The sequence below is a fragment of the Acinetobacter brisouioides genome (assembly GCF_004331075.1).
GTDB lineage: Bacteria > Pseudomonadota > Gammaproteobacteria > Pseudomonadales > Moraxellaceae > Acinetobacter.
Genome location: NZ_SJNX01000006.1, coordinates 159755 through 179386, shown reverse-complemented (window position 1 = coordinate 179386; position 19632 = coordinate 159755). Strand labels below are relative to the sequence as shown.

Here is a 19632-nt window from a genome sequence, read left to right as displayed (position 1 = left end):
CATCGTCAAATTCATCCAGTGGCATCAATAGTCCATCACTGGATGCCGACACCCGCGTTAATCTACAATAAAAACGGCTGGTTAAAAGCTTAAAGGTTGTTCATTCATCAATTTACACCTAAGTGGGGCGAATTAATTTATTATTTTTACTTACACTTAAAAAAATACACTCCCTATAAAATATATAAGAGAACACTTTCATCAATCATTTTTTACTCAGTTCTATATTGTAGATTCCCGCCATTAAATTGAATCTCAAACCCAATCTTTTCGCTCGATTTCGATAACGAACGCCTAGCAAGGATTTTGAAGGTTTTCAAACTGCCAAATGCATGCTCAATTCCAAAGCTTCTTTTATTGATCTCTTGATTGTAGATTTTTAGCTCAGGATCTAATCTGCTGCGTCTTTTTACTTTTAAGGGCAGTAGACTATTTGAATACAGCGTATAAATTTCTTGATAGCCTTTATCGGCAAGGATAGAAGCTCCAAAGTTCTATAAATATCACCTTTATGGGCTTGATCAGGTACAGTATCTATTTGAGATGAAAATTCATGAATTTCAGATTTTGCTACAACCTGATTCATCATGACTTCCTTTGATATTTAAAAATTTGAATATGGCAAACCGATTAGGGTTTTACCTTAATCGGCTTACTTAATGAGTAATATAAATAATGATGTTTTAAGAGGCTATAGATTTTTTACGAATAACTCTAAGAGTTGTTTTAACAGAAGTAACTGAAGGTTCAGTTGGTTTAGAAACAGATGCTTCTTCCCAAATTTGAACTAATTTACCTTGAGTATCTTGAATATAATGTGCGAGCAACATTTTGCACCTCCGAATGAAGTGAAACATAAAATAGTGACGGGCATATCAAATGACCGTATTCGGCAAGCACATTGAAAAAAAGAGGTTATTCATCTGAAAGATGAATTGAGATACCTGTGAGAATTTTACGATGTACTGCCTTGTCTTTATCTGACAAGGCAGTTAAAGGAGTAACCCTAGACTGGCTTGTCAGTTTAGATAGTCGATCGACAACTACAACTGCTACTGTCCAAGATTTATACTCCGATGAAGAAATTAATGAAAATATACGCCTCAGATTTTAATGAGTCAATATGCTTAAATAAAATTTAATTAAAAAGAAAAATGATCAAAATAGCCCAATAGTATCTGCTATAGCTAAAAACCCCCTGCTATATTTCTCTTTAAATACAATATTTTAAATCCACTGATACAGATTTTTATGCTGCCTACCCGAGTTGTAACTCAAATTTAGGTAGCTTAGAAAGCTCTAACTTTTAAGTCTGGATCAAACAAAGCCCGTAAAAAATAAATAGTCACTACTAAAAATATAGTGACTATTTTGCATTACTCCTGTATTGTTAATACTGATTTGATAGTGACAAGTTGTTGTCATCGAAAGTGACGTGTAGACCAGCTCAAGATATGAATGATTCAGTGCATTTAAGATTCTTATTCTTAAGGTGAATGGTTCAGGTATAAAAGCGTACTTTAGGAAATAAATCATGAGTAATTTACTCAAAAAGAGCCTGTTTTCAATGATTTTAGTTGTCACTAGTTCAGCTTATGCGGATGTAAAAGCAGGTATGGCCCAGAATTCAGGAGTAACTGTAATGACAGAAGAGCAATATCAATGGACAAATGTTTCGACTCAATTTATCTCAGCAGGTGGTATTAACTTTGCCTATCGTGAATATGGTCAAGAAAATGGTGGGACACCTGTAATTTTTCTCAATCATTTGGCTGCTGTATTGGACAATTGGGATCCACGAATAATTGATGGAATTGCAGCGAAACATCATGTTGTCATTTTTGATAATCGTGGAGTTGGTGCGTCTACAGGTGAACCTGCAAAATCGATTGAGCAAATGGCAGATGATGCACTTACTTTTATTGAAGCGAAAGGATTTAAAAGAGTCGATTTGTTTGGCTTCTCGATGGGCGGCATGATTTCACAGGAAATTGTGTTGAAAAAACCAAACTTAGTGAGAAAAATGATCCTATCTGGAACTGGCCCTGCAGGTGGTGTGGGGATCAGTACTGTGGGACGAATTTCTAATTGGGATTTAGTACGCGGGATGGTAACTGGTCAGGATCCTAAAGTTTATCTCTTTTTTACCCGTACAGATCAGGGTAAAGCTGCTGCGAAAGAGTTCGTTCAACGTATTCATCAACGAACTGAAAATAGAGATAAAGAAATTACGATTTCCGCTTATCGTGCCCAGCTTAAAGCATTAAAAAAATGGGGAAATAAGAAACCTGCAGATCTCTCTATGGTTCAACAGCCAGTACTGATTGCGAATGGTGATCATGACCGCATGGTTTCAACAGTGAACACCTATGATTTAGCCAAACGCTTACCAAATAGCACACTCATTATTTATCCCGATGCAGGGCATGGTGGAATCTTTCAGTTTCATGATGATTTCGTCAAACAATCGCTCACTTTTTTAGCTAAATAAAATTAGACCCAACCAAATATTTAAAAATTAGGACAATCAAGATGAACGCGATTACACATCAAACCGCTGAAACACAATTTATAGAAATAGATGGAGCAAAGTTTGCTTATCGTCGCTGGGGTAATCCAGACGCGCAACAACCGCCTTTATTTTTTCTGCAACATTTCCGCGGTGGCTTAGACAACTGGGATCCATTAATTACTGATGGATTAGCGGCAGGGCGAGAAGTCATTTTGTTTAATGGTCGCGGCGTTGCTTCATCCACAGGTCAACCTCGCACCCGCATAGAAGAAATGGCTGATGATGCAGCTTGTGTAATTCGTGCATTGGGTTTAAACCAGGTAGATCTACTCGGGTTTTCACTGGGAGGATTTCAAGCACAGGATTTGGCTCGTCGTCACCCTGAATTGATCAGAAAATTGATGCTTTTGGGTACAGGGCCAAGAGGTGGAAAACCACGTGGTGATGATCCTGATGTACTTGCTTCGGTATTGAAGCATGCAACCAGTGTTGTGCCTTCTGAAGAAGATTTTCTATTTTTATTTTTTGGTCGATCAGAAGCCGCGATTCAAGCAGGTCATGAATTTTGGCAACGTCGACATCAGCGTAAAGATCAAGATCCAGCAAGTTCGGTTGATGTGATGCAAGCTCAGATGGAAGCCAATCTGCATTTTTTACCGAAGCTTGATGAACAAGATCCATTTGCACATTTACGTGAAATTAAACAGCCGACGTTTATTCTCAATGGTGTGGATGATGTAATGATTCCGACCATCAATGCTTATCACATGGCACTCAATATTCCCAATGCACAACTATTTATTTATCCCGATGCAGGACATGCTGCGCAGTTTCAATATCCTGAACGTTTTGTTAAGCATGCAATACAGTTTCTTGATGAGTAATCCATAAGGCTGCCTAAAGCGTCTGATTTATATATAGATAAACTGGGAAATAAAATGATGAAATTTAAGTTATTACTGTGGATGCTGACCAAGATGTTACAACGGGCGGTGAAAACAAATCCGAAATGCGCTGCGTTTGTAAAAGATAAAAATGTCACGTTCCAAATTCAAACTGTAAGTGGAGAAGGGCGTTATTTTGAAGTCAAGAATGGCAAGATTAATTCTCATGCAGGCAAAACCAAATCACCAAGTTTTTCCTTTATCTTTAAGACAGGCAGTAAAGGTTTTACGGTGTTGTCTGCTAAAGACAGTATCAATACGTTTTTAACTGCACTGAGAACACAGGATATTGTGATTACTGGAAATTTTGTTGATGTGATGTGGTTTCAAATTTTAGTGGACTTTATTCAGCCTCATCCTAAATTATCTTTAACTGTGTGAGAGAAGCCCATGACTCATCTGCAATTAAAAACGAATCTTCTGAATCAGGCTTTAACTTTACCGAATGGGGTCGTGATTCCAAACCGTTTGGCTAAAGCAGCAACCAGTGAAACGTTAGCCACCTATTCAAATAATCCAACCGAAAAACATATTCGGTTATATCAGCGTTGGGCAGCATCAGGAATCGGCATGATTATCACGGGCAACATTATGATTGACCGACGTGCCTTGGGGGAACCTGGAAATGTTGTGATTGAAGATGAACGTGATTTTGAAATTTTACAGAAATGGGCGAAAAGCGTTACCGAGCAAGGTTCTCAATTGTGGGCGCAACTCAACCATCCCGGAAAACAATCCCCAAAAGGATTAAACATCCGTAATATTTCTGCATCAGCAGTGCCATTTGGTGCTGAAATGCAATCTTTATTTGCGACTCCAGATGAAGTAACTCATGAAGAAATAATAGATATTATTCAGCGGTTTGGTCGTAGTGCAGCGATATGTAAAAGTGCTGGATTCAGTGGTGTTGAGATACACGCTGCACATGGTTATCTGATTAATCAATTTTTATCACCATTGCACAATTTAAGACATGACGAGTGGGGCGGTACACCCGAAAAACGTCGTCGATTTTTAATGGAAGTTTATACGGAAATTCGAAAACAGGTCGGCACAGATTTTCCAATCGCAATTAAGCTCAACTCGGCAGATTTTCAAAAAGGTGGGTTTACGGAAGAAGATTCATTAGAAGTCATTAAAGCGTTAGCAGCCGCAAGGATTGATCTGATTGAAATTTCAGGTGGGACTTATGAGTCTGGTGTAGCTAAAGCGCCACAAAAACCTTCAACAATTGCACGCGAAGCATTTTTTATTGAGTTTGCAGAAAAAGTGAGAAACCATGTAAAAACCCCACTAATGGTTACAGGTGGTTTTAGAACTGTAGAAGGTATGAACCAAGCGCTGGAATCTGGTTCATTTGATCTGGTGGGTATTGCGAGACTTATGGCAATAGACCCTGATGCCCCAAAATATTTGTTAGCTGGAACGAATAGCAAACAAACGGTTCAGCCAATCAAAACTGGAATTAAAAAAATTGATCGTCTAGGCATTATGGAAGTACTTTGGTATACCCAACAATTAAATCGTATTGCCAAAGGTAATAATCCTAAGCCTAAAGAAAGTGGGCTATGGGCATTTATTAAGTCGGTGTTACGTAGTGGTTGGGGAACTTATGCGACGCAGCGGACTCGAATAAAATAATGAATCGATTATTAAAATAAACCGCATAAAAGAGCACTCATATTGAGTAATGCCAGTCAGTTAAGAAATTGACTGGAATTTTATTTTTTAAATTCATGATGTTATTCGATACGCGGAAACGTCATCCGCAACTGTTCGAGGAAAGACTACTTTGGAAAAGTACAGTTTCTGCGATTTATTAATCAATAAAAGGTATTTGGCGAGTTTTGCGAATGACAATGCCTTTGATTACTTTGGGCTTATCCAAAGTAATAGGTGAGCTCCAAGTATTTGATTTCGAAAATGTAAGACTCTGTTGTGAAGAACTAAAAAGTTAAGGGATTTATTACCAAACTCCTTAACTGATCAGCATGACTCATATTGAGTGCCTTTTTAACTTTATTCAGTGTGTTGGCGAATCGTACGTGTGCCAATTTCCGCACCAGTCACTTGATCAATCACAATGGGTTCTATTTCAGTGCCTTTTTCAGCATCAAGAAATGTAACCATTTGCTCTGGGTGTTCATAAGGTTTGTACTTACGTCCCCAAGCGCCAATCACAAATAAAACAGGTAAAAAGTCTTTACCCGCTTGAGTTAATACATATTCTTCACGTGGAGGATGTTCTGAATATTGTCTCTTTTCAAGTAGCCCTTCATCAACTAAAACAGATAAACGTTTTGTTAACATCGTTGGTGCAATACCTAAACTTTTACGAAATTGATCAAAGCGTGTAAAACCAACATGCGCATCACGTAAAATTAACATGCTCCATGCATCACCAAGTACTGATAAGCTTCGGGCTATAGGGCAAAGTTCAAGATTGGTATTTTTACTCATATAAAATTAATAAACTTTAATGTAAATACTAAAATAATAGTAACATATTTTTATCTGTTAAGTTATTTTACTTATTTCTATTACATAATAATTTACAGGCGCACTCATTTATTTTATTTAATAAATTAAAGCACTTACAGTATAAAAGTGAATTTTTTACTTACTCTTTCAACTAAATTTAAATTACACCAAAAAATTGCAACTGGATCTGAACACATATTTTTATTCAGCGGCATTATTGAACTCGATGAATCTTATTTCGGAGTTCGTCGTATACAGGATAAACGAGAACGCAGAGCATCGGGTAAATCATCTTTTGGGGCTGATTAAACTGGCTAATTCCGAGCTGAAATGCAGCGATTTCCAGAATTTTTGGCATTAACGTGTCCAAACCAGAAAAAATTGTGCGTAAATTAAAGATGACTAAAATTAACTGCAAGCCCAGAAAACTAATGTTTTGGGATGGGAGTCCGATGACGTTGCTGTTGAATAAATCTCTTGAGTGCTCATGCATATTCCCTAGATAAAATACATATAGTCCATATATCCAACACATATGTTAAACCATATATATTGGATTATCATATGGGTATAAAATTGAACAATGGATGAAAGCGTGAAAGATTTAGAATTCAAGGATCATTTCTGCTGTTAGGTTTTCTTTGAATAGTCGGAATCATCTTGTGATTTCGAGCAACTTCACAAATATGCTCCGAATCATAACCATATTTCTTGATCAATAAGCCGATAGGGAGAGTTGACAAAAATAGACGCTTAATATCCAGACGATTTGCTGTTGTACCTAATCTAAAATTCTTAGGCAAAAATACAATTTATACACATAAAATTCTATGCAAAATACAAATTATTGGATATTTTTGTGATATTAAACACGTTTTTAATATTGAATTCAGTTTAAGAGCTTTGGATTGCCATGCAGACATATATTCCTTATCAGCTTCGGGTAAAGTTAAAACAAATTGATCCCATTCTTGATAGAAATTGGCAGCAACAACTTGATTCTATACTCTCTGCCACACCTAAAGAACTGCATCAAAAAATAGAAGATGAGTACCTAAAACCTCAGAATATCTATTGGAATTACCTTACCCATACTTTTGAATTTAAAGATTATATTCGTTTAAAAGATATTGCTCTTCATACGCAAAATTCAGAGCTATTAGAACTTGCGCAAAGAATTAATACCAGTTTCAGTTATCTAGAGAATTATCAAACCGACTTTCAAGTTGCAGATTATTTAGAAACGATTGTTCGTGAAATTAATCAAATAGATCTGGAAAATCAAAAAGATATTCAGGCACAGCAACTCATAAAAAAAGCATTTCTCTATGATGCTGCATTAATTATTCGACAGTTAAATTTTGCCGTTTCGGAAAATCATCGTGGTTTGGACAGAGAGCAAATTCGTACTTTTATCTTTGAAGTCTTCATGAAAAGTGAAATTCTGGGAAACTGGTTTGCCCAAATTTTACCGAGTGAATATGCTGAACAGAAACTGGCCATTTTTCAGGATTATTTTATTACTGAACAACAGGTTCGTAACTTTGAAATTATCAAAACCTTTCAATATTATTTTGTCCTCAGCGGCTCTTACGATAATTCAGTTTCCGCTTATTCAATTCGCCGCTTCTTAACTGAAGAAAATTTCGGTAAAGAAGATCGATTTTATATCAGTGGTCTAGTTCTCGATCCACAACAGCTTGATCAACCAGATTATGTTGAAAATTTTAAACAACTGATGACCAAAATCATTGGTATTCAACGCGAAATGAATCCGCACATTGTGGAACTGATTGAATCCCTGCATGAATATAATCAACAGCATCTCATTCCGAACTTGAAAGAAATTCTGAATATTCAAAGTTTTTCAGTCGATCATTTGGTGAAAGAGCATCTCGAAGTTTTAGAAAAAGATTTGTCTGTAAATATTTTTGAACCTTTCCTAAAAGGTTTAAAAAAAAGCGTTCAACATACGGATGAATTAGAATTTTGCTATTTCAATATGCTTAGGTTACTGAATGAGTTTCTACATCAACTGGAAATTTTATCGCAGGAGCCAATGCTTCAGTTCAATCAGCATGCACGCCTATTCAAATATCGTGTGATTGCGTATTTAAAATTATTAGAACAGCGCCGGAAACAGATTTTCATGATTTTCTATGATGAACATCACTATCAACAACATGTACAAGCAGTTTTAGCGCCCACTGAACAAATTAGAGAACTGCTTAATGATGCGATTGAGCAAACTCGCAATATTCAGCAGCAGCTACGCCAGTTAGAACGAGAAACACAAAACACGCAAAAAGCCAGTTTTATTAAACGGTTCTTTAACAAGTCTGAAAACCATGAGTTTAAAATTAATGAATTAAAACAGAATATCATTGATATCCGAGATCACTGTTATCTCAAAATCATTGCAATTCAGAAACAAGCTTCTCAAGAAAGCGTTTATCTAGAAGCAAAGAATTTAATTTCGGCCATGGACTCCAAAATACGCCACTATGCATTTGCAAATGGTGAAAATGGGGTGACACGGTTACCACTTTTGTTACAGTTACCCGAAGACCGTAATAGTTTCAATATGCAAAGCATACTATTGGCTTTGAATTATGAATTTATTTTTTCAGCAAAATCTTGGATAATTTCACAGAATACTTAATGTGTATTTAATTAATAGCCTGAGTAATGAAATAGAATTTATATTTTAGTCAATATCATGACCTAATAAATTGTTTTCATAACGGGTGAATATCATAGCTAAATACAAAAAAATATGGTTGAATTTTGATCATAGTCGAGGCAACTATATGTATAAAATCAAAAAAAATGAAGTCGAATACACTTTATTCTCGACAGGTCTATTTTACTTAAATTGTAGTGCTCTAATAAAGCTGAACACTTAATTAGGTCATAATATAATCATCTAGAGCTGCTCAATGAGATCAATAACAGCATTTACTCCTAAATTTAAGCTGGCAGCAGCCAGTCTTGTAGTGGATCAAGGATATTCAATATCATAGGTTGGTCATACTTTAGAGGTCGGGCAGCCACCATATTAGACCACACCAATTTTAACCCTTAGTAAATTTAAACAAAAAACTAAAACCGTATCTATATTTGTTGACCACTATATCTTTTAAATAAACAAATACTTGAGTGTTAGAAAGCTTCTATAAAATGGATGTGTATTCAAACAGGACTAGCTTAATCACTGAAAATTCATTACATTATTCATTAATATATAACAATATTGTTGTGTGTATTTTTTGGTAATTTTTAAGCTAATCGCTTAACCCAAAAGATTAACTTTTTGGGCGCTGCTGGCTATTGCAGCGTAAATAGAACTCTAACTCACAGAGCAAATATGCTGCAAAAAAACAAATCTATTTTTGTGTTTATTGTTCTCACGGTAGTGATCATGAATATTTTCATGATCAGCTTATTGGCTTATACCTTGCAAACTTCGCGTGAGCGCAAAGAAGCTGAAGTTCGGACTAGTCTTGAAAATTTAACTTTACTGCTTGAAAAAAGCGTTAGCATCAGTTCAAGGGAAATCGATTTATCTTTGCATACTCTGCAAGCCTATGTAGAAAAAGAATTACGTGAGAAAAAACAAATCAATGATCAGGACATTAACTTATTAATTCAAAAACAAGAAGATTGGATCAGTTCTGTTGCAAGAATCAACATTACCGATGAAAAAGGTCAAGTCAAATTTGGCAATAGTAGTATTGGTGATGGGTCTTGGAATTATGAAAATTATAGTTTTTTTCAAGATGCCCAACAGCAAAATAAAGAACAGCTGTTTGTCACCAAACTGATCAGAAATCCCAATGGTCAGGGCTGGATTCATTTATTTGCACGACGTTACAATCACGCTGATGGAAGTTTTGCTGGAATTATTAGTGCTGTATTGCCTGCCAGCTATTTTAATAATCTGATTACTGAACTGAATGTAGGCCCCAAAGGGGTCGTATTGGTACAAGACTTGGATATGCGAATTATCGCACGCAACCCTATGCTTAAGACACGGAATGGTCAGGTGGGGTTTGTTGGTGGTCCACCAGAACTATCTCAGCTGGTTCACTCTGGCATACAGTCTGGCACCATTTATACACGACGCACCACAGATAAAGTTCCGCGTATTGGTACTTTTCGTAGGTTAAGCAGCATGCCTGTTTTTGTCGTCGTTGCCTTCGCCGAACAAGATTATCTGGCGCAATGGTATAATGACGTGACCAAAGCCGTGTTGTTAGAATTTATCTTCCTCTCGGTGACGACTATTGCAGCGTGGTTACTTTGGCGTCAGATTCAGGCGAGTTTTTTTGCCAATCGTCGTTGTCAGATGTTATTGCACAATGCGCATGACGGTATTCATGTCCTTGATGGTCAAGGTCGGCTTCTTGAAGCGAGTGAGTCATTCTTTCGAATGATCAGTCATACGCCAGAAGAAGCGATTGGTCAAACTCCGTGCTATTGGGATGCCTGTTATAATAAAGCCGAGATTCAAGATCTTATAAAAAATGGTATTCGCACTCCTGAAGGTATTCGCTTTGAAACGTTTTACTATAATGCGCAAGGTGAACCCTATCCTGTAGAAGTCAGTTCGGTATTGGTACATATTGATGACTACGAAGTATTTTTCTGCTCGGCACGCGATATTACAGAAATTAAAAAAGCAGAAGAAAATCAGCGCATTGCAGCTGCTGCGTTTGATTCCCAGGTTGGAATGCTGATCACGGATCCAAATCTGAAAATTTTGCGTAGCAATCGGGCTTTTACAGAAATTACGGGTTATAGCCAGCAAGAGCTGATTGGGCAAACCCCCCGTCTCCTAAAATCTGGAACACATGACAAAAGTTTCTATGCCACCATGTGGGATCATATCCGTAACACAGGATCATGGCAGGGTGAAATCTGGAATAAACGTAAAAACGGAGAGATGTACCCACAGTATATCTTGATTGCCAGTGTACGTGATGAAAAGGGTCAAACGACTCATTATGTCGCATCGATTACCGATATTTCTGCTTATAAAGCTTCAGAAGAAAAAATACGCTTGTTAGCATTTTATGACTCTCTGACCAAACTGCCAAACCGTCGTCTATTTTTGGATCATCTTGAAAAGAGTATGAGAGAAGCGGAACATAAAAAACAGTTGGGCATAGTTCTGTGTATTGATCTGGATAATTTTAAAGCCTTGAACGATACTGAAGGTCATGAAACTGGGGATCGCTTATTACAACAAGTAGCAGCTCGCCTGTTAGATTGTGCTGGAGCAAATCACATGATTGCCCGCCTTGGAAGTGATGAATTTGTTCTACTGCTTGACCAAAGTGCATCTGAAACAGAAGCCATCCAGCACGCGGAAATGACTGCAAAATGTATTTTACAGGCACTTTCTCAACCATATTTCTTTGAAAAATCGGAATATCGCAGCTCTGCCAGCATTGGGATCAGCCTGTTTGGTTTACAAGCACACGAAAATGTTCAGGATCCGATTAAACGCGCAGATATAGCAATGTCTGAAGCAAAAAACTATGGTCGAAATACGTATCGCTTCTTTGATCCACTGATTCAATCTCAGGTTCAGGAACGTGCTGAGATTGATGCTGGACTACGTCAGGCACTAGAAAAAAATCAGCTTGTGCTGTATTACCAGCCACAAGTTAATCATGTACAACAGATGACTGGTGTAGAAGCCTTATTACGTTGGCAACATCCAACGAAAGGGCTAATTTTACCTGCTCGCTTTATTCCTGTTGCAGAAGAAAATGGCTTTATTATTCCACTGGGTAAGTGGGTACTAGAAAGTGCATGTCAGCAATTGAGTAAATGGGCTAAGCACTCAAAAACAGCTCAACTCAGCATGGCCGTGAATGTTAGCGCTAGCCAATTTGGTCGTGATGAATTTGTCCAAGATGTGATTGAAATTCTGGAACGTACACAGGCTCCAGCTCATTTACTCAAACTGGAACTCACTGAAAGTGCCTTAGTGATGCGTGTGGAAGATATTGTTGAAAAAATGATGGTTCTTAAACGTTATGGGGTAATGTTCTCTCTAGATGATTTTGGGACAGGTTATTCATCTCTTACGTATCTAAAACGAATTCCGATTGATCAATTAAAAATCGATCAAAGTTTTGTTCGTGATATTTTGGTTAATTCCAGTGACGCTGAAATTGCCAAAATTATCATTGCCTTGACAAAAACTTTTGGAATTTCTGTGCTGGCTGAAGGTGTGGAAACTGACGCTCAACGTGATGTATTAGAACAATATGGTTGTTATGATTACCAAGGCTATTTGTTTGGTAAACCGATGCCAATTGATGAGCTTGAGCAATATTTATTGCTTCAGAAAAATCAGAATTAAATAGCTAAGTATCTATCGTTAACACGACAGCTGTCGCTGAATCTAGATTAGCCTCTATAAGAATATTTTTTTATATTCAGTGAGTTGATTGTATTTAACTCTTTTTGAAGAGCGTATTTTCAACAGCTCAAGATTCTCCTATCATCGCAGCTTGTACAACAAATAAATCTTTAGCCATCAGAATCCGACCATCCGCAGGAATCATATCACTCATAGAAAGTAAAAGAATATCGTCTGCTACTAACGCCTGAATGGCGACAATCGCAAGAGCCAAGAATGGCTTAACTACGAGAGTTGTGACCCATTGATAATGCAGATCACCATCCATCAAGATTTATTAGGAAATGAGTGATTAAGTTAATTTTAGATACTGGATGAGTTTTTATTGGGAGATGAGAATAGAAAATAGTTACATTTTTCGATAAAAATAAGTAGTGATTGTAATACTTGCGTAATAAGTTAAAGGTTAACTTATGTACTGATAAAAAATAAATAAATATCTATTTTTAATATTTAAATAAATGATTTTAAAGGTAAAACGTATGTCTGAAAAAAAGGTTGCACTTGTTACTGGCGCTTTGGGTGGGATTGGTAGTGAAATTTGTCGCCAGTTGGTTGCTGCAGGTTATAAAATTATTGCTACGGTTGTTCCTCGTGAGGAAGACCGCGAAAAGCAATGGTTAATTAATGAAGGTTTTAATGAAAGTGATGTACGTTTCATTTTGACCGACCTGACCAAGCATGAAGAAGCAACGGTAGCGATTCATGAGGCAATTGAGGCAGAAGGTCGTGTAGATGTACTGGTCAATAATGCAGGTATTACCCGCGATGCCACTTTCAAAAAAATGACCTTCGAACAGTGGACACAAGTGATTGATACCAATTTAAAAACATTATTCACAGTGACACAGCCTGTATTCCTTAAAATGTTGGAACAGAAAAGTGGGCGTATTGTGAATATCAGTTCGGTGAATGGCTTGAAAGGTCAGTTTGGTCAGGCAAACTATTCAGCGACAAAAGCTGGGATTATTGGTTTTTCCAAAGCCTTGGCACAAGAAGGTGCTCGTTCTAGTATCTGTGTCAATGTGGTAGCTCCAGGCTATACCGCAACGCCGATGGTAACTGCAATGCGTGAAGAAGTCGTCAAGAGCATTGAGGATCAAATTCCATTGCAACGCTTGGCTCGACCAGAAGAAATTGCAGCAGCGGTATTATACCTTGTAGGTGATAACGGTGCTTATATTACGGGTGAAACACTGTCAGTGAACGGTGGCTTGTATATGCAATAAGATGTGTCTATTGATGGCTCATTTGATGTTTTTTTAATAAAGTATGTTACTTAATCATAATTCTACGGAGAAAATTCTAATGCTATATGGTGAAATGTTTACAAACATGAACAGTCAATATAAAAGCATGTTTGAACCTTATGCAAAATTTAACAGTCTGATTGCTAAAAACTTTGCTGATTTAACTAATTTACAATTAGATGCTGCTCGTCAATATGCAGACATCACTTTGTCACAAGTGTTTGCAAACAGCGAAGTTAAAGATATGCAAAGCATGGTTGGCTGTTGTACCAAACAAATGGAAACCATGACCAAGCTTAGCCAGCAAATGATTGAAGATGGAAAAAAACTTGCTAGCCTAACCTCTGAATTCAAATCTGAATTCGACAAGTTGGTTAGCGAATCTATGCCAAACGCTAAATAACACCAATCTCAGACCATGACATATCAAGCTCAACACACGGGGAAGTGCCAGTAACTTCCCCGTTTTTCATAGTGTCATTGATGCAAAGGTAAGGTCAGTAATCAGTTGGAGAGGTGAAATGGAGCCAAATATTTTTCAGTTTAATCAGAATGTACAGAATTTTTTTAATGTACATGAAAATATGTGGGAAAAAGTACAAGAATTTTATTATGGTAAAAATCCATTAAATGAGGCACTGGCAAAAGTCAACAATGATGACATGGCGGTGTTTTTTGAAGCGTTGGTCAAGAATCCAGCGCGCTTAATGGAAATGCAATGCAAATGGTGGCAGGGCCAGATGCAGATTTACCAAAATGTCATGCTACGTGGTGTAATGGGGAGTCAGGTTGAACCTTTCGTGAAACCTGAAAGTGGTGACCGTCGGTTTACCAATCCATTGTGGCAAGATGAGCCAAATTATGACCTGTTAACGCAGTCTTATTTGCATTTCAGTAAACTGGTTCAAGACATGCTAGATGTTGTGGACGGTATTCCTGATAAAGTGCGTTACCGCATTCATTTTTTCACCCGTCAGATGGTTAATGCTTTTGCACCAGGCAATTTCCTGTGGACTAATCCTGAAGTGATTCAGCAAACGATTAACGAACAAGGTGAAAATCTAGTTCGGGGTATGGAAACGTTTTATGATGACCTGATGAACAGTGGAAAGTATTTGTCTGTACGCATGACCAACAATGACTCGTTCAGTCTGGGCAATGACTTAGCATACACGTCAGGTGCTGTCGTATTTGAAAATGAATTATTCCAGTTATTGCAATATGAAGCTGTGACTGAAACAGTTCATCAAACGCCGATTTTAGTGGTTCCACCATTTATCAATAAATATTATGTACTTGACTTGCGCGAACAGAATTCGTTTGTGAACTGGTTACGCCATCAAGGACATACGGTATTTTTAATGTCATGGTGTAACCCCAAGGCAGAGCAAAAAAATATCGCCTTTGATGATCTTGTCATTTCTGGAGCTGTCGAAGCCTTACGGGTCATCGAAGAAATGACAGGTGAGAAAGAAGTAAATGCAATTGGTTACTGCATTGGCGGAACTTTATTGGCTGCCACACAGGCCTATTATGTCGGTAAGCGTCTGAAAAATCATGTCAAAAGTGCAACTTATCTGGCGACATTGATTGATTTCGACAATCCTGGCAGTTTAGGTGTATTCATTAATGAACCAGTGGTTTCAAGTATTGAAACATTGAATGAACAAACTGGTTATTTTGATGGTCGCCAGTTGGCTGTGACATTTAGCCTGCTGCGTGAAAATACCTTATATTGGAACTATTACATTGAAAATTACCTGAAAGGTAATGATCCTTCAGATTTCGATATTTTATATTGGAATAGTGATAGCACCAATATTCCAGCCAAGGTGCATAGTTTTCTTGTGCGTCAGTTGTATTTGAACAATGATCTGATTCAGCCAAACAAAATTAAAATTAATGGCGTTGGTTTGAATTTATCGCGGGTTAAAACACCTAACTTCTTTATTGCAACACAAGAAGACCATATTGCACTCTGGGATGCTTGCTTTAAAGGTGCGACTGTCTTAGGTGGTGAATCAACATTAGTACTGGGTGAATCAGGGCATGTAGCGGGTATTGTCAATCCGCCAAGCCGTAACAAATACGGCTGTTATACTCATTCTGCGCCTTATAGTAATAGCAAAGAGTGGTTAGATGGTGCGCAGTTCCATCCGGAATCTTGGTGGTTACGCTGGCAAGAATGGGTTGCACCATATGCAGGAGAGCAAGTACCAGCACGTGTATTAGGTACGGAATTATATCCTGTTAAGGAAGCTGCTCCAGGTCGTTACGTGCAGGTTAACCTGTTTTAATCATAATAACTTGTAATTGGTGTGAACTGTATTTTGATAAAAAAATGCAGTTCACCATTTGACTTAATAAAAAAACATTTAAAATTCTAGGGAATACAATGAAAGAAGTCGTAATTGTTGCAGCAAAGCGTACCGCAGTGGGGAGTTTTCTTGGTGGAATCTCCAGTGTCAGTGCTCCTCAATTGGGTCAGGTTGCAATTCGTGCAGTCTTAGATGCCGCAGCAGTCAAGCCAGAACAGGTTGATCAGGTGATTATGGGCAATGTATTGACGGCAGGCGTGGGGCAAAACCCTGCACGTCAAGCAGCAATTGCAGCAGGAATTCCGATTACGGTACCCGCGTCAACCTTAAATGTGGTATGTGGCTCAGGGTTACGTGCTGTTCATTTAGCGGCTCAGGCAATTGTTTCAGGTGAGGCTGATATTGTAGTTGCTGGTGGGCAAGAGTCGATGTCACAAAGCGTGCATTTTATTCAAATGCGCAATGGCCAGAAAATGGGGAATGCTCAGCTCGTAGATAGCATGGTTTATGATGGCTTGACCGATGTTTATAACCAATATCACATGGGCATTACTGCAGAAAATATTGTAGAAAAGCTCGGGCTTAACCGTGAAGAGCAAGATGCATTAGCCTTAACTTCACAACAACGGGCGGCTAAAGCTCAGGCTGAAGGTAAATTTTCTGCGGAAATCGCGCCAGTTTATGTACCACAGCGCAAAGGTGAACCTTTGGTTTTTGATCGTGATGAATATATTAAAGCCGACACCAATGCTGAAAGTCTGGCTAAATTGCGACCAGCATTTAAAAAAGATGGTAGTGTGACTGCAGGTAATGCATCGGGCATTAATGATGGTGCAGCAGCAGTGTTGGTGATGAGTGCAGAAAAGGCGGCAGAGCTGGGCTTACAACCACTGGCACGCATTAAAGCCTATGCCGTGTCGGGTGTTGCGCCAGAAATTATGGGCCTAGGTCCAGTTGAAGCGGTGAAGAAAACCTTGACTCGTGCTGGCTGGAGTCTGGATGAAGTGGATTTAATTGAAGCAAATGAAGCTTTTGCAGCACAGGCGTTGGGTGTAGCAAAAGAACTTGGTTTAAACATGGATAAAGTGAATGTCAATGGTGGTGCCATTGCATTAGGTCACCCGATTGGTGCTTCAGGTTGCCGTATTTTGGTGACATTATTGCATGAAATGCAACGTCGTGATGCCAAAAAAGGATTAGCAACTTTATGTATTGGCGGGGGAATGGGCGTCGCATTGGCAGTAGAATCTGCTTAATCGCGTCTTGTTTATCGTATCCAGTGAGTCACTTCACTGGATACTCACCCAATATATCAAGCTGGGTTTTGCATAAGAAAATAAATAGAAAAGATCTGAGTATCTATAAAATATAAGTTATAAGAATAATGCTTGTTCGTGGATCATATGCCCGAATTATTTTGTCTTTTTGGCGATTTCTGCAAAAAGTTTAATGAATCGTTCATCGCTGTACTTGAATCTTTCACTGAAGAATTAAAAGGCATTTTACTGGGAGATAAAAGCGATTTGAGTAAAGTAAAAGCTGCAGCTTTACGAAATTCATTCGCCCGTAGTCATTCTTTATTTTGACGTTCCAGTTGTTTAATACGCTACTGAATCTGACAAGAGTTGTGCCGCAGTTGTTTTTTGTTAACCTAAAACTTATGCAATATATTGCTCATATATCGAGATCAAAGTGTTTGATGGGGTAACCAAATTTAGGCGCAAGTGTGGTGATCGCAACCCGAGAGAAAGCCAGAGTCATTTTTAGCTTGGAGTGCTATGATCGGGGAGTCATGAGTTATCTTGCAAAACCGACACTGTAATGTACTCAAGCTGAAAAAATAAACTCAATTGATTAACAATATCTTATATGGTGTGATTCAGGTTTAAGGATGGATTTAATTGAAATATGCAAAACCAAACGACTATTAGGTTCGGTCTTGCAGTTAAATTTAACAATCAATTGAACATATTATTACTGATTCAGGCTCATATTTGATGATATTTTACTCAATATCGACATTAGAAAAATGCAGCATGTACCCGTATACCCAACACGTTCACTGGGCCATGACGATTTGCGTTATATCCAGGATTGGCGATGTTTTGGTAGTCAAGGGTTAACTGTAAAGCGTTAGTTAGAGCAATATTATAATAAGCTTCAAAGACGTCTTCTGTATGATAGCGTAGCGTACCATCACCAAGAAAACCGCCTAAACCGCCAGCTTTCAAGTAATCTTTGTGTGAATTAAATAAGCCATTTATGGCATAAGCAACACCATAATTATCATTATTTCGTCCCCACAGCTTTCCATTGCCCGTGAACCCAAATTGTGCTTGCCGATCAATTTCAGTAAATGCCCATTGTTCATATTTGCCATTGTTGGTTGATAATCGGGTAAACAGAGAAATATCAGGCGTAATATGTTGCTCAATATGGATGCCTACGCCATCTTTGGTATGCTTAGACTGTGATGACATGATGTTGGGAGTTACACCTTCCGCAGCTGCTTGATCAACAGCGGTGTGATAATTTCCAAAGTTGGCAACATTGCGGTATACCAAGACCTTCACTAGACCTGATAAATCGCCAATCTTATGATCATGCTCAAGTTCGACCTGCTCTCCAAAACTATTTTGAATATGATCATCCAAGATGAGACCATTCGCTTGCTTTGGCATTAAAAATCGACCATAACGAAATGCCCAGTCATTATTGTAATATTCAACAGCAATTCCTGAAGTATAGCCTTTCATGTCTGCGGCATAGTCATACGCACCGTAGGTCAGGAATGACCAGTTCATAAAATTATTACGGGGATCACCTATTGTTGGGCTGGTATCAAAAATATCGGTGATTGCCATTGTTCCTACCGTGACAACCAACCGCTTTGACGTGACGGTGTCCGCAAATTGTGTCAAGCTTGGCGCAAGCTGAACATGGTCACCACCCAAGTCCCATGTCTGCTTCAAGAAAGTACGGGGAATGTAGTGATTTAAACCATGTGAACTACCACCTTTCTGCTGCTCACCATTGACGGGGCCAGCCAATCCAGTCAGGTTGGATAAACCATGTGCCTGATATAACTCTGGGGTGATATAAAGCTCACCACCTTGCCACAAGTGCGCACCTAACAGTGCTGTTGCTGTAAAGGTATAACTGCGTTCAGGCGTTGGTAACAGACTATTTGACCCAGAATAAGGGGCATGAAACGCATCTTTATGCTGAAAGATATAAGTGCTTTGTAGACCAATGACAAAAGGGCTGATTGAGGCTTCTGTTGGAAATTGAAAATGTGATTCGGTATTTGCCGCTGTATCCGTTGATTGTATTGTACTGCTTAGCGGTGTATCAGCATATGCCAATGGAAAAATGGCGGTACTACTTAGACAGACTAACAATCCGCACAGTTGTTTTTTCACTTGGTTCATAATGCACCCTTACTTTTCATCATTTCAGTCTATTAAATATTTATTACAATTCAGATACTTGGTTTCGACTGGCGTAAATAGCCGTAAACCACATAACGTATATTGGTTGGTGCACCAAATCGTCCGTGATATTCAATTAAGTTGGCTGCTACATACTGATTAACTAATCATCGGCTGTATCATTTTGAAAATCAACATAATCTAGACCAAGGTTGATAGCAATAAATGTAGTGACAATGGTTAGGGCATTGAGGATAAAC

The 19632-nt window shown here is 38.2% G+C and carries 14 protein-coding genes and 4 pseudogenes; 12 read left to right on the top strand and 6 right to left on the bottom strand.

Annotation, left to right across the window (positions count from 1 at the left end; genetic code table 11):
- Window positions 1-205 precede the first annotated feature (205 nt).
- The 3 genes and pseudogenes from E0H77_RS09680 to E0H77_RS13755 form a co-directional block, all read right to left on the bottom strand.
- Window positions 206-425: pseudogene (locus tag E0H77_RS09680) on the bottom strand (hypothetical protein).
- Window positions 416-586, bottom strand: coding sequence for a hypothetical protein (locus E0H77_RS13760; RefSeq protein WP_165491512.1), 171 nt, complete (start codon window positions 584-586; stop codon window positions 416-418). Before E0H77_RS13760 ends, E0H77_RS09680 begins: the two are co-directional and overlap by 10 nt.
- A 97-nt stretch (window positions 587-683) precedes the next feature.
- Window positions 684-830: a hypothetical protein gene (locus E0H77_RS13755; RefSeq protein WP_165491511.1), complete on the bottom strand. Its 147-nt coding sequence runs from the start codon at window positions 828-830 to the stop codon at window positions 684-686.
- A 704-nt stretch (window positions 831-1534) separates the two neighbouring features.
- On the opposite strand from E0H77_RS13755, the gene E0H77_RS09675 reads away from it, so the two are divergent.
- From E0H77_RS09675 to E0H77_RS09660, 4 genes are read left to right on the top strand one after another with little or no spacing between them, the layout of a single operon-like run.
- Window positions 1535-2491: an alpha/beta fold hydrolase gene (locus tag E0H77_RS09675; RefSeq protein WP_131377491.1), complete on the top strand. Its 957-nt coding sequence runs from the start codon at window positions 1535-1537 to the stop codon at window positions 2489-2491.
- A 41-nt stretch (window positions 2492-2532) separates the two neighbouring features.
- Complete coding sequence (locus tag E0H77_RS09670) at window positions 2533-3396, top strand: alpha/beta fold hydrolase (protein ID WP_131377489.1); 864 nt, start codon at window positions 2533-2535, stop codon at window positions 3394-3396.
- Between the two features lie 54 nt (window positions 3397-3450).
- A complete protein-coding gene (locus E0H77_RS09665) occupies window positions 3451-3837 on the top strand; it encodes a helicase (RefSeq protein WP_131377486.1) in 387 nt (128 codons plus the stop codon).
- Between the two features lie 9 nt (window positions 3838-3846).
- On the top strand, window positions 3847-5097 hold the full coding sequence (locus tag E0H77_RS09660; protein WP_131377483.1) for an NADH:flavin oxidoreductase/NADH oxidase family protein: 1251 nt from the start codon (window positions 3847-3849) through the stop codon (window positions 5095-5097).
- 378 nt (window positions 5098-5475) lie between these two features.
- Here the strand turns inward: E0H77_RS09660 and E0H77_RS09655 are convergent, their stop codons facing one another.
- Window positions 5476-5916, bottom strand: a complete 441-nt coding sequence (locus E0H77_RS09655) for a winged helix-turn-helix transcriptional regulator (RefSeq protein ID WP_131377480.1) — start codon at window positions 5914-5916, stop codon at window positions 5476-5478.
- 228 nt (window positions 5917-6144) lie between these two features.
- Here E0H77_RS09655 and E0H77_RS09650 point away from each other — a divergent pair.
- The 3 genes and pseudogenes from E0H77_RS09650 to E0H77_RS09640 form a co-directional block, all read left to right on the top strand.
- Window positions 6145-6228 (top strand): annotated as a pseudogene (locus tag E0H77_RS09650) (IS1595 family transposase); the annotation flags it as partial.
- 622 nt (window positions 6229-6850) lie between these two features.
- Window positions 6851-8599, top strand: a complete 1749-nt coding sequence (locus E0H77_RS09645) for a hypothetical protein (RefSeq protein ID WP_131377477.1) — start codon at window positions 6851-6853, stop codon at window positions 8597-8599.
- Window positions 8600-9358: 759 nt separating this feature from the next.
- Window positions 9359-12313 carry a bifunctional diguanylate cyclase/phosphodiesterase gene (locus E0H77_RS09640; RefSeq protein ID WP_228258316.1) on the top strand — a complete coding sequence of 985 codons (2955 nt, stop codon included), beginning with the start codon at window positions 9359-9361 and terminating at the stop codon, window positions 12311-12313.
- Between the two features lie 130 nt (window positions 12314-12443).
- On the opposite strand, the pseudogene E0H77_RS14095 reads toward E0H77_RS09640, so the two are convergent.
- A pseudogene (locus E0H77_RS14095) lies at window positions 12444-12566 on the bottom strand (P-type ATPase actuator domain-containing protein); the annotation flags it as partial.
- A gap of 289 nt (window positions 12567-12855) precedes the next feature.
- Here E0H77_RS14095 and phbB point away from each other — a divergent pair.
- The 5 genes and pseudogenes from phbB to E0H77_RS14055 form a co-directional block, all read left to right on the top strand.
- The gene (gene phbB / locus E0H77_RS09630) at window positions 12856-13602 is read left to right on the top strand and encodes a beta-ketoacyl-ACP reductase (RefSeq protein ID WP_131377468.1); all 747 of its coding nucleotides are present in this window, start codon (window positions 12856-12858) and stop codon (window positions 13600-13602) included.
- A 43-nt stretch (window positions 13603-13645) separates the two neighbouring features.
- Entirely contained in the window at window positions 13646-14026 is a 381-nt protein-coding gene (locus E0H77_RS09625; RefSeq protein WP_323052939.1) for a phasin family protein, read from the top strand.
- 118 nt (window positions 14027-14144) lie between these two features.
- The gene (gene phaC, locus E0H77_RS09620; RefSeq protein WP_131377463.1) at window positions 14145-15920 is read left to right on the top strand and encodes a class I poly(R)-hydroxyalkanoic acid synthase; all 1776 of its coding nucleotides are present in this window, start codon (window positions 14145-14147) and stop codon (window positions 15918-15920) included.
- A 98-nt stretch (window positions 15921-16018) separates the two neighbouring features.
- Window positions 16019-17197, top strand: coding sequence for an acetyl-CoA C-acetyltransferase (locus E0H77_RS09615; protein ID WP_131377460.1), 1179 nt, complete (start codon window positions 16019-16021; stop codon window positions 17195-17197).
- Window positions 17198-17401: 204 nt separating this feature from the next.
- A pseudogene (locus E0H77_RS14055) lies at window positions 17402-17491 on the top strand (IS982 family transposase); the annotation flags it as partial.
- Window positions 17492-17962: 471 nt separating this feature from the next.
- Here the strand turns inward: E0H77_RS14055 and E0H77_RS09605 are convergent.
- Complete coding sequence (locus E0H77_RS09605) at window positions 17963-19372, bottom strand: carbohydrate porin (RefSeq protein ID WP_131377454.1); 1410 nt, start codon at window positions 19370-19372, stop codon at window positions 17963-17965.
- Window positions 19373-19632 lie beyond the last annotated feature (260 nt).

Excerpts from the sequence above, each read along its gene's own strand:
- E0H77_RS13760 (WP_165491512.1), bottom strand. The coding sequence starts at position 586 with ATGAATCAGGTTGTAGCAAAATCTGAAATTCATGAATTTTCATCTCAA.
- E0H77_RS13755 (WP_165491511.1), bottom strand. The coding sequence starts at position 830 with ATGTTGCTCGCACATTATATTCAAGATACTCAAGGTAAATTAGTTCAA.
- E0H77_RS09675 (WP_131377491.1), top strand. The coding sequence starts at position 1,535 with ATGAGTAATTTACTCAAAAAGAGCCTGTTTTCAATGATTTTAGTTGTC.
- E0H77_RS09670 (WP_131377489.1), top strand. The coding sequence starts at position 2,533 with ATGAACGCGATTACACATCAAACCGCTGAAACACAATTTATAGAAATA.
- E0H77_RS09665 (WP_131377486.1), top strand. The coding sequence starts at position 3,451 with ATGATGAAATTTAAGTTATTACTGTGGATGCTGACCAAGATGTTACAA.
- E0H77_RS09660 (WP_131377483.1), top strand. The coding sequence starts at position 3,847 with ATGACTCATCTGCAATTAAAAACGAATCTTCTGAATCAGGCTTTAACT.
- E0H77_RS09655 (WP_131377480.1), bottom strand. The coding sequence starts at position 5,916 with ATGAGTAAAAATACCAATCTTGAACTTTGCCCTATAGCCCGAAGCTTA.
- E0H77_RS09645 (WP_131377477.1), top strand. The coding sequence starts at position 6,851 with ATGCAGACATATATTCCTTATCAGCTTCGGGTAAAGTTAAAACAAATT.
- E0H77_RS09640 (WP_228258316.1), top strand. The coding sequence starts at position 9,359 with ATGAATATTTTCATGATCAGCTTATTGGCTTATACCTTGCAAACTTCG.
- phbB (WP_131377468.1), top strand. The coding sequence starts at position 12,856 with ATGTCTGAAAAAAAGGTTGCACTTGTTACTGGCGCTTTGGGTGGGATT.
- E0H77_RS09625 (WP_323052939.1), top strand. The coding sequence starts at position 13,646 with ATGTTACTTAATCATAATTCTACGGAGAAAATTCTAATGCTATATGGT.
- phaC (WP_131377463.1), top strand. The coding sequence starts at position 14,145 with ATGGAGCCAAATATTTTTCAGTTTAATCAGAATGTACAGAATTTTTTT.
- E0H77_RS09615 (WP_131377460.1), top strand. The coding sequence starts at position 16,019 with ATGAAAGAAGTCGTAATTGTTGCAGCAAAGCGTACCGCAGTGGGGAGT.
- E0H77_RS09605 (WP_131377454.1), bottom strand. The coding sequence starts at position 19,372 with ATGAACCAAGTGAAAAAACAACTGTGCGGATTGTTAGTCTGTCTAAGT.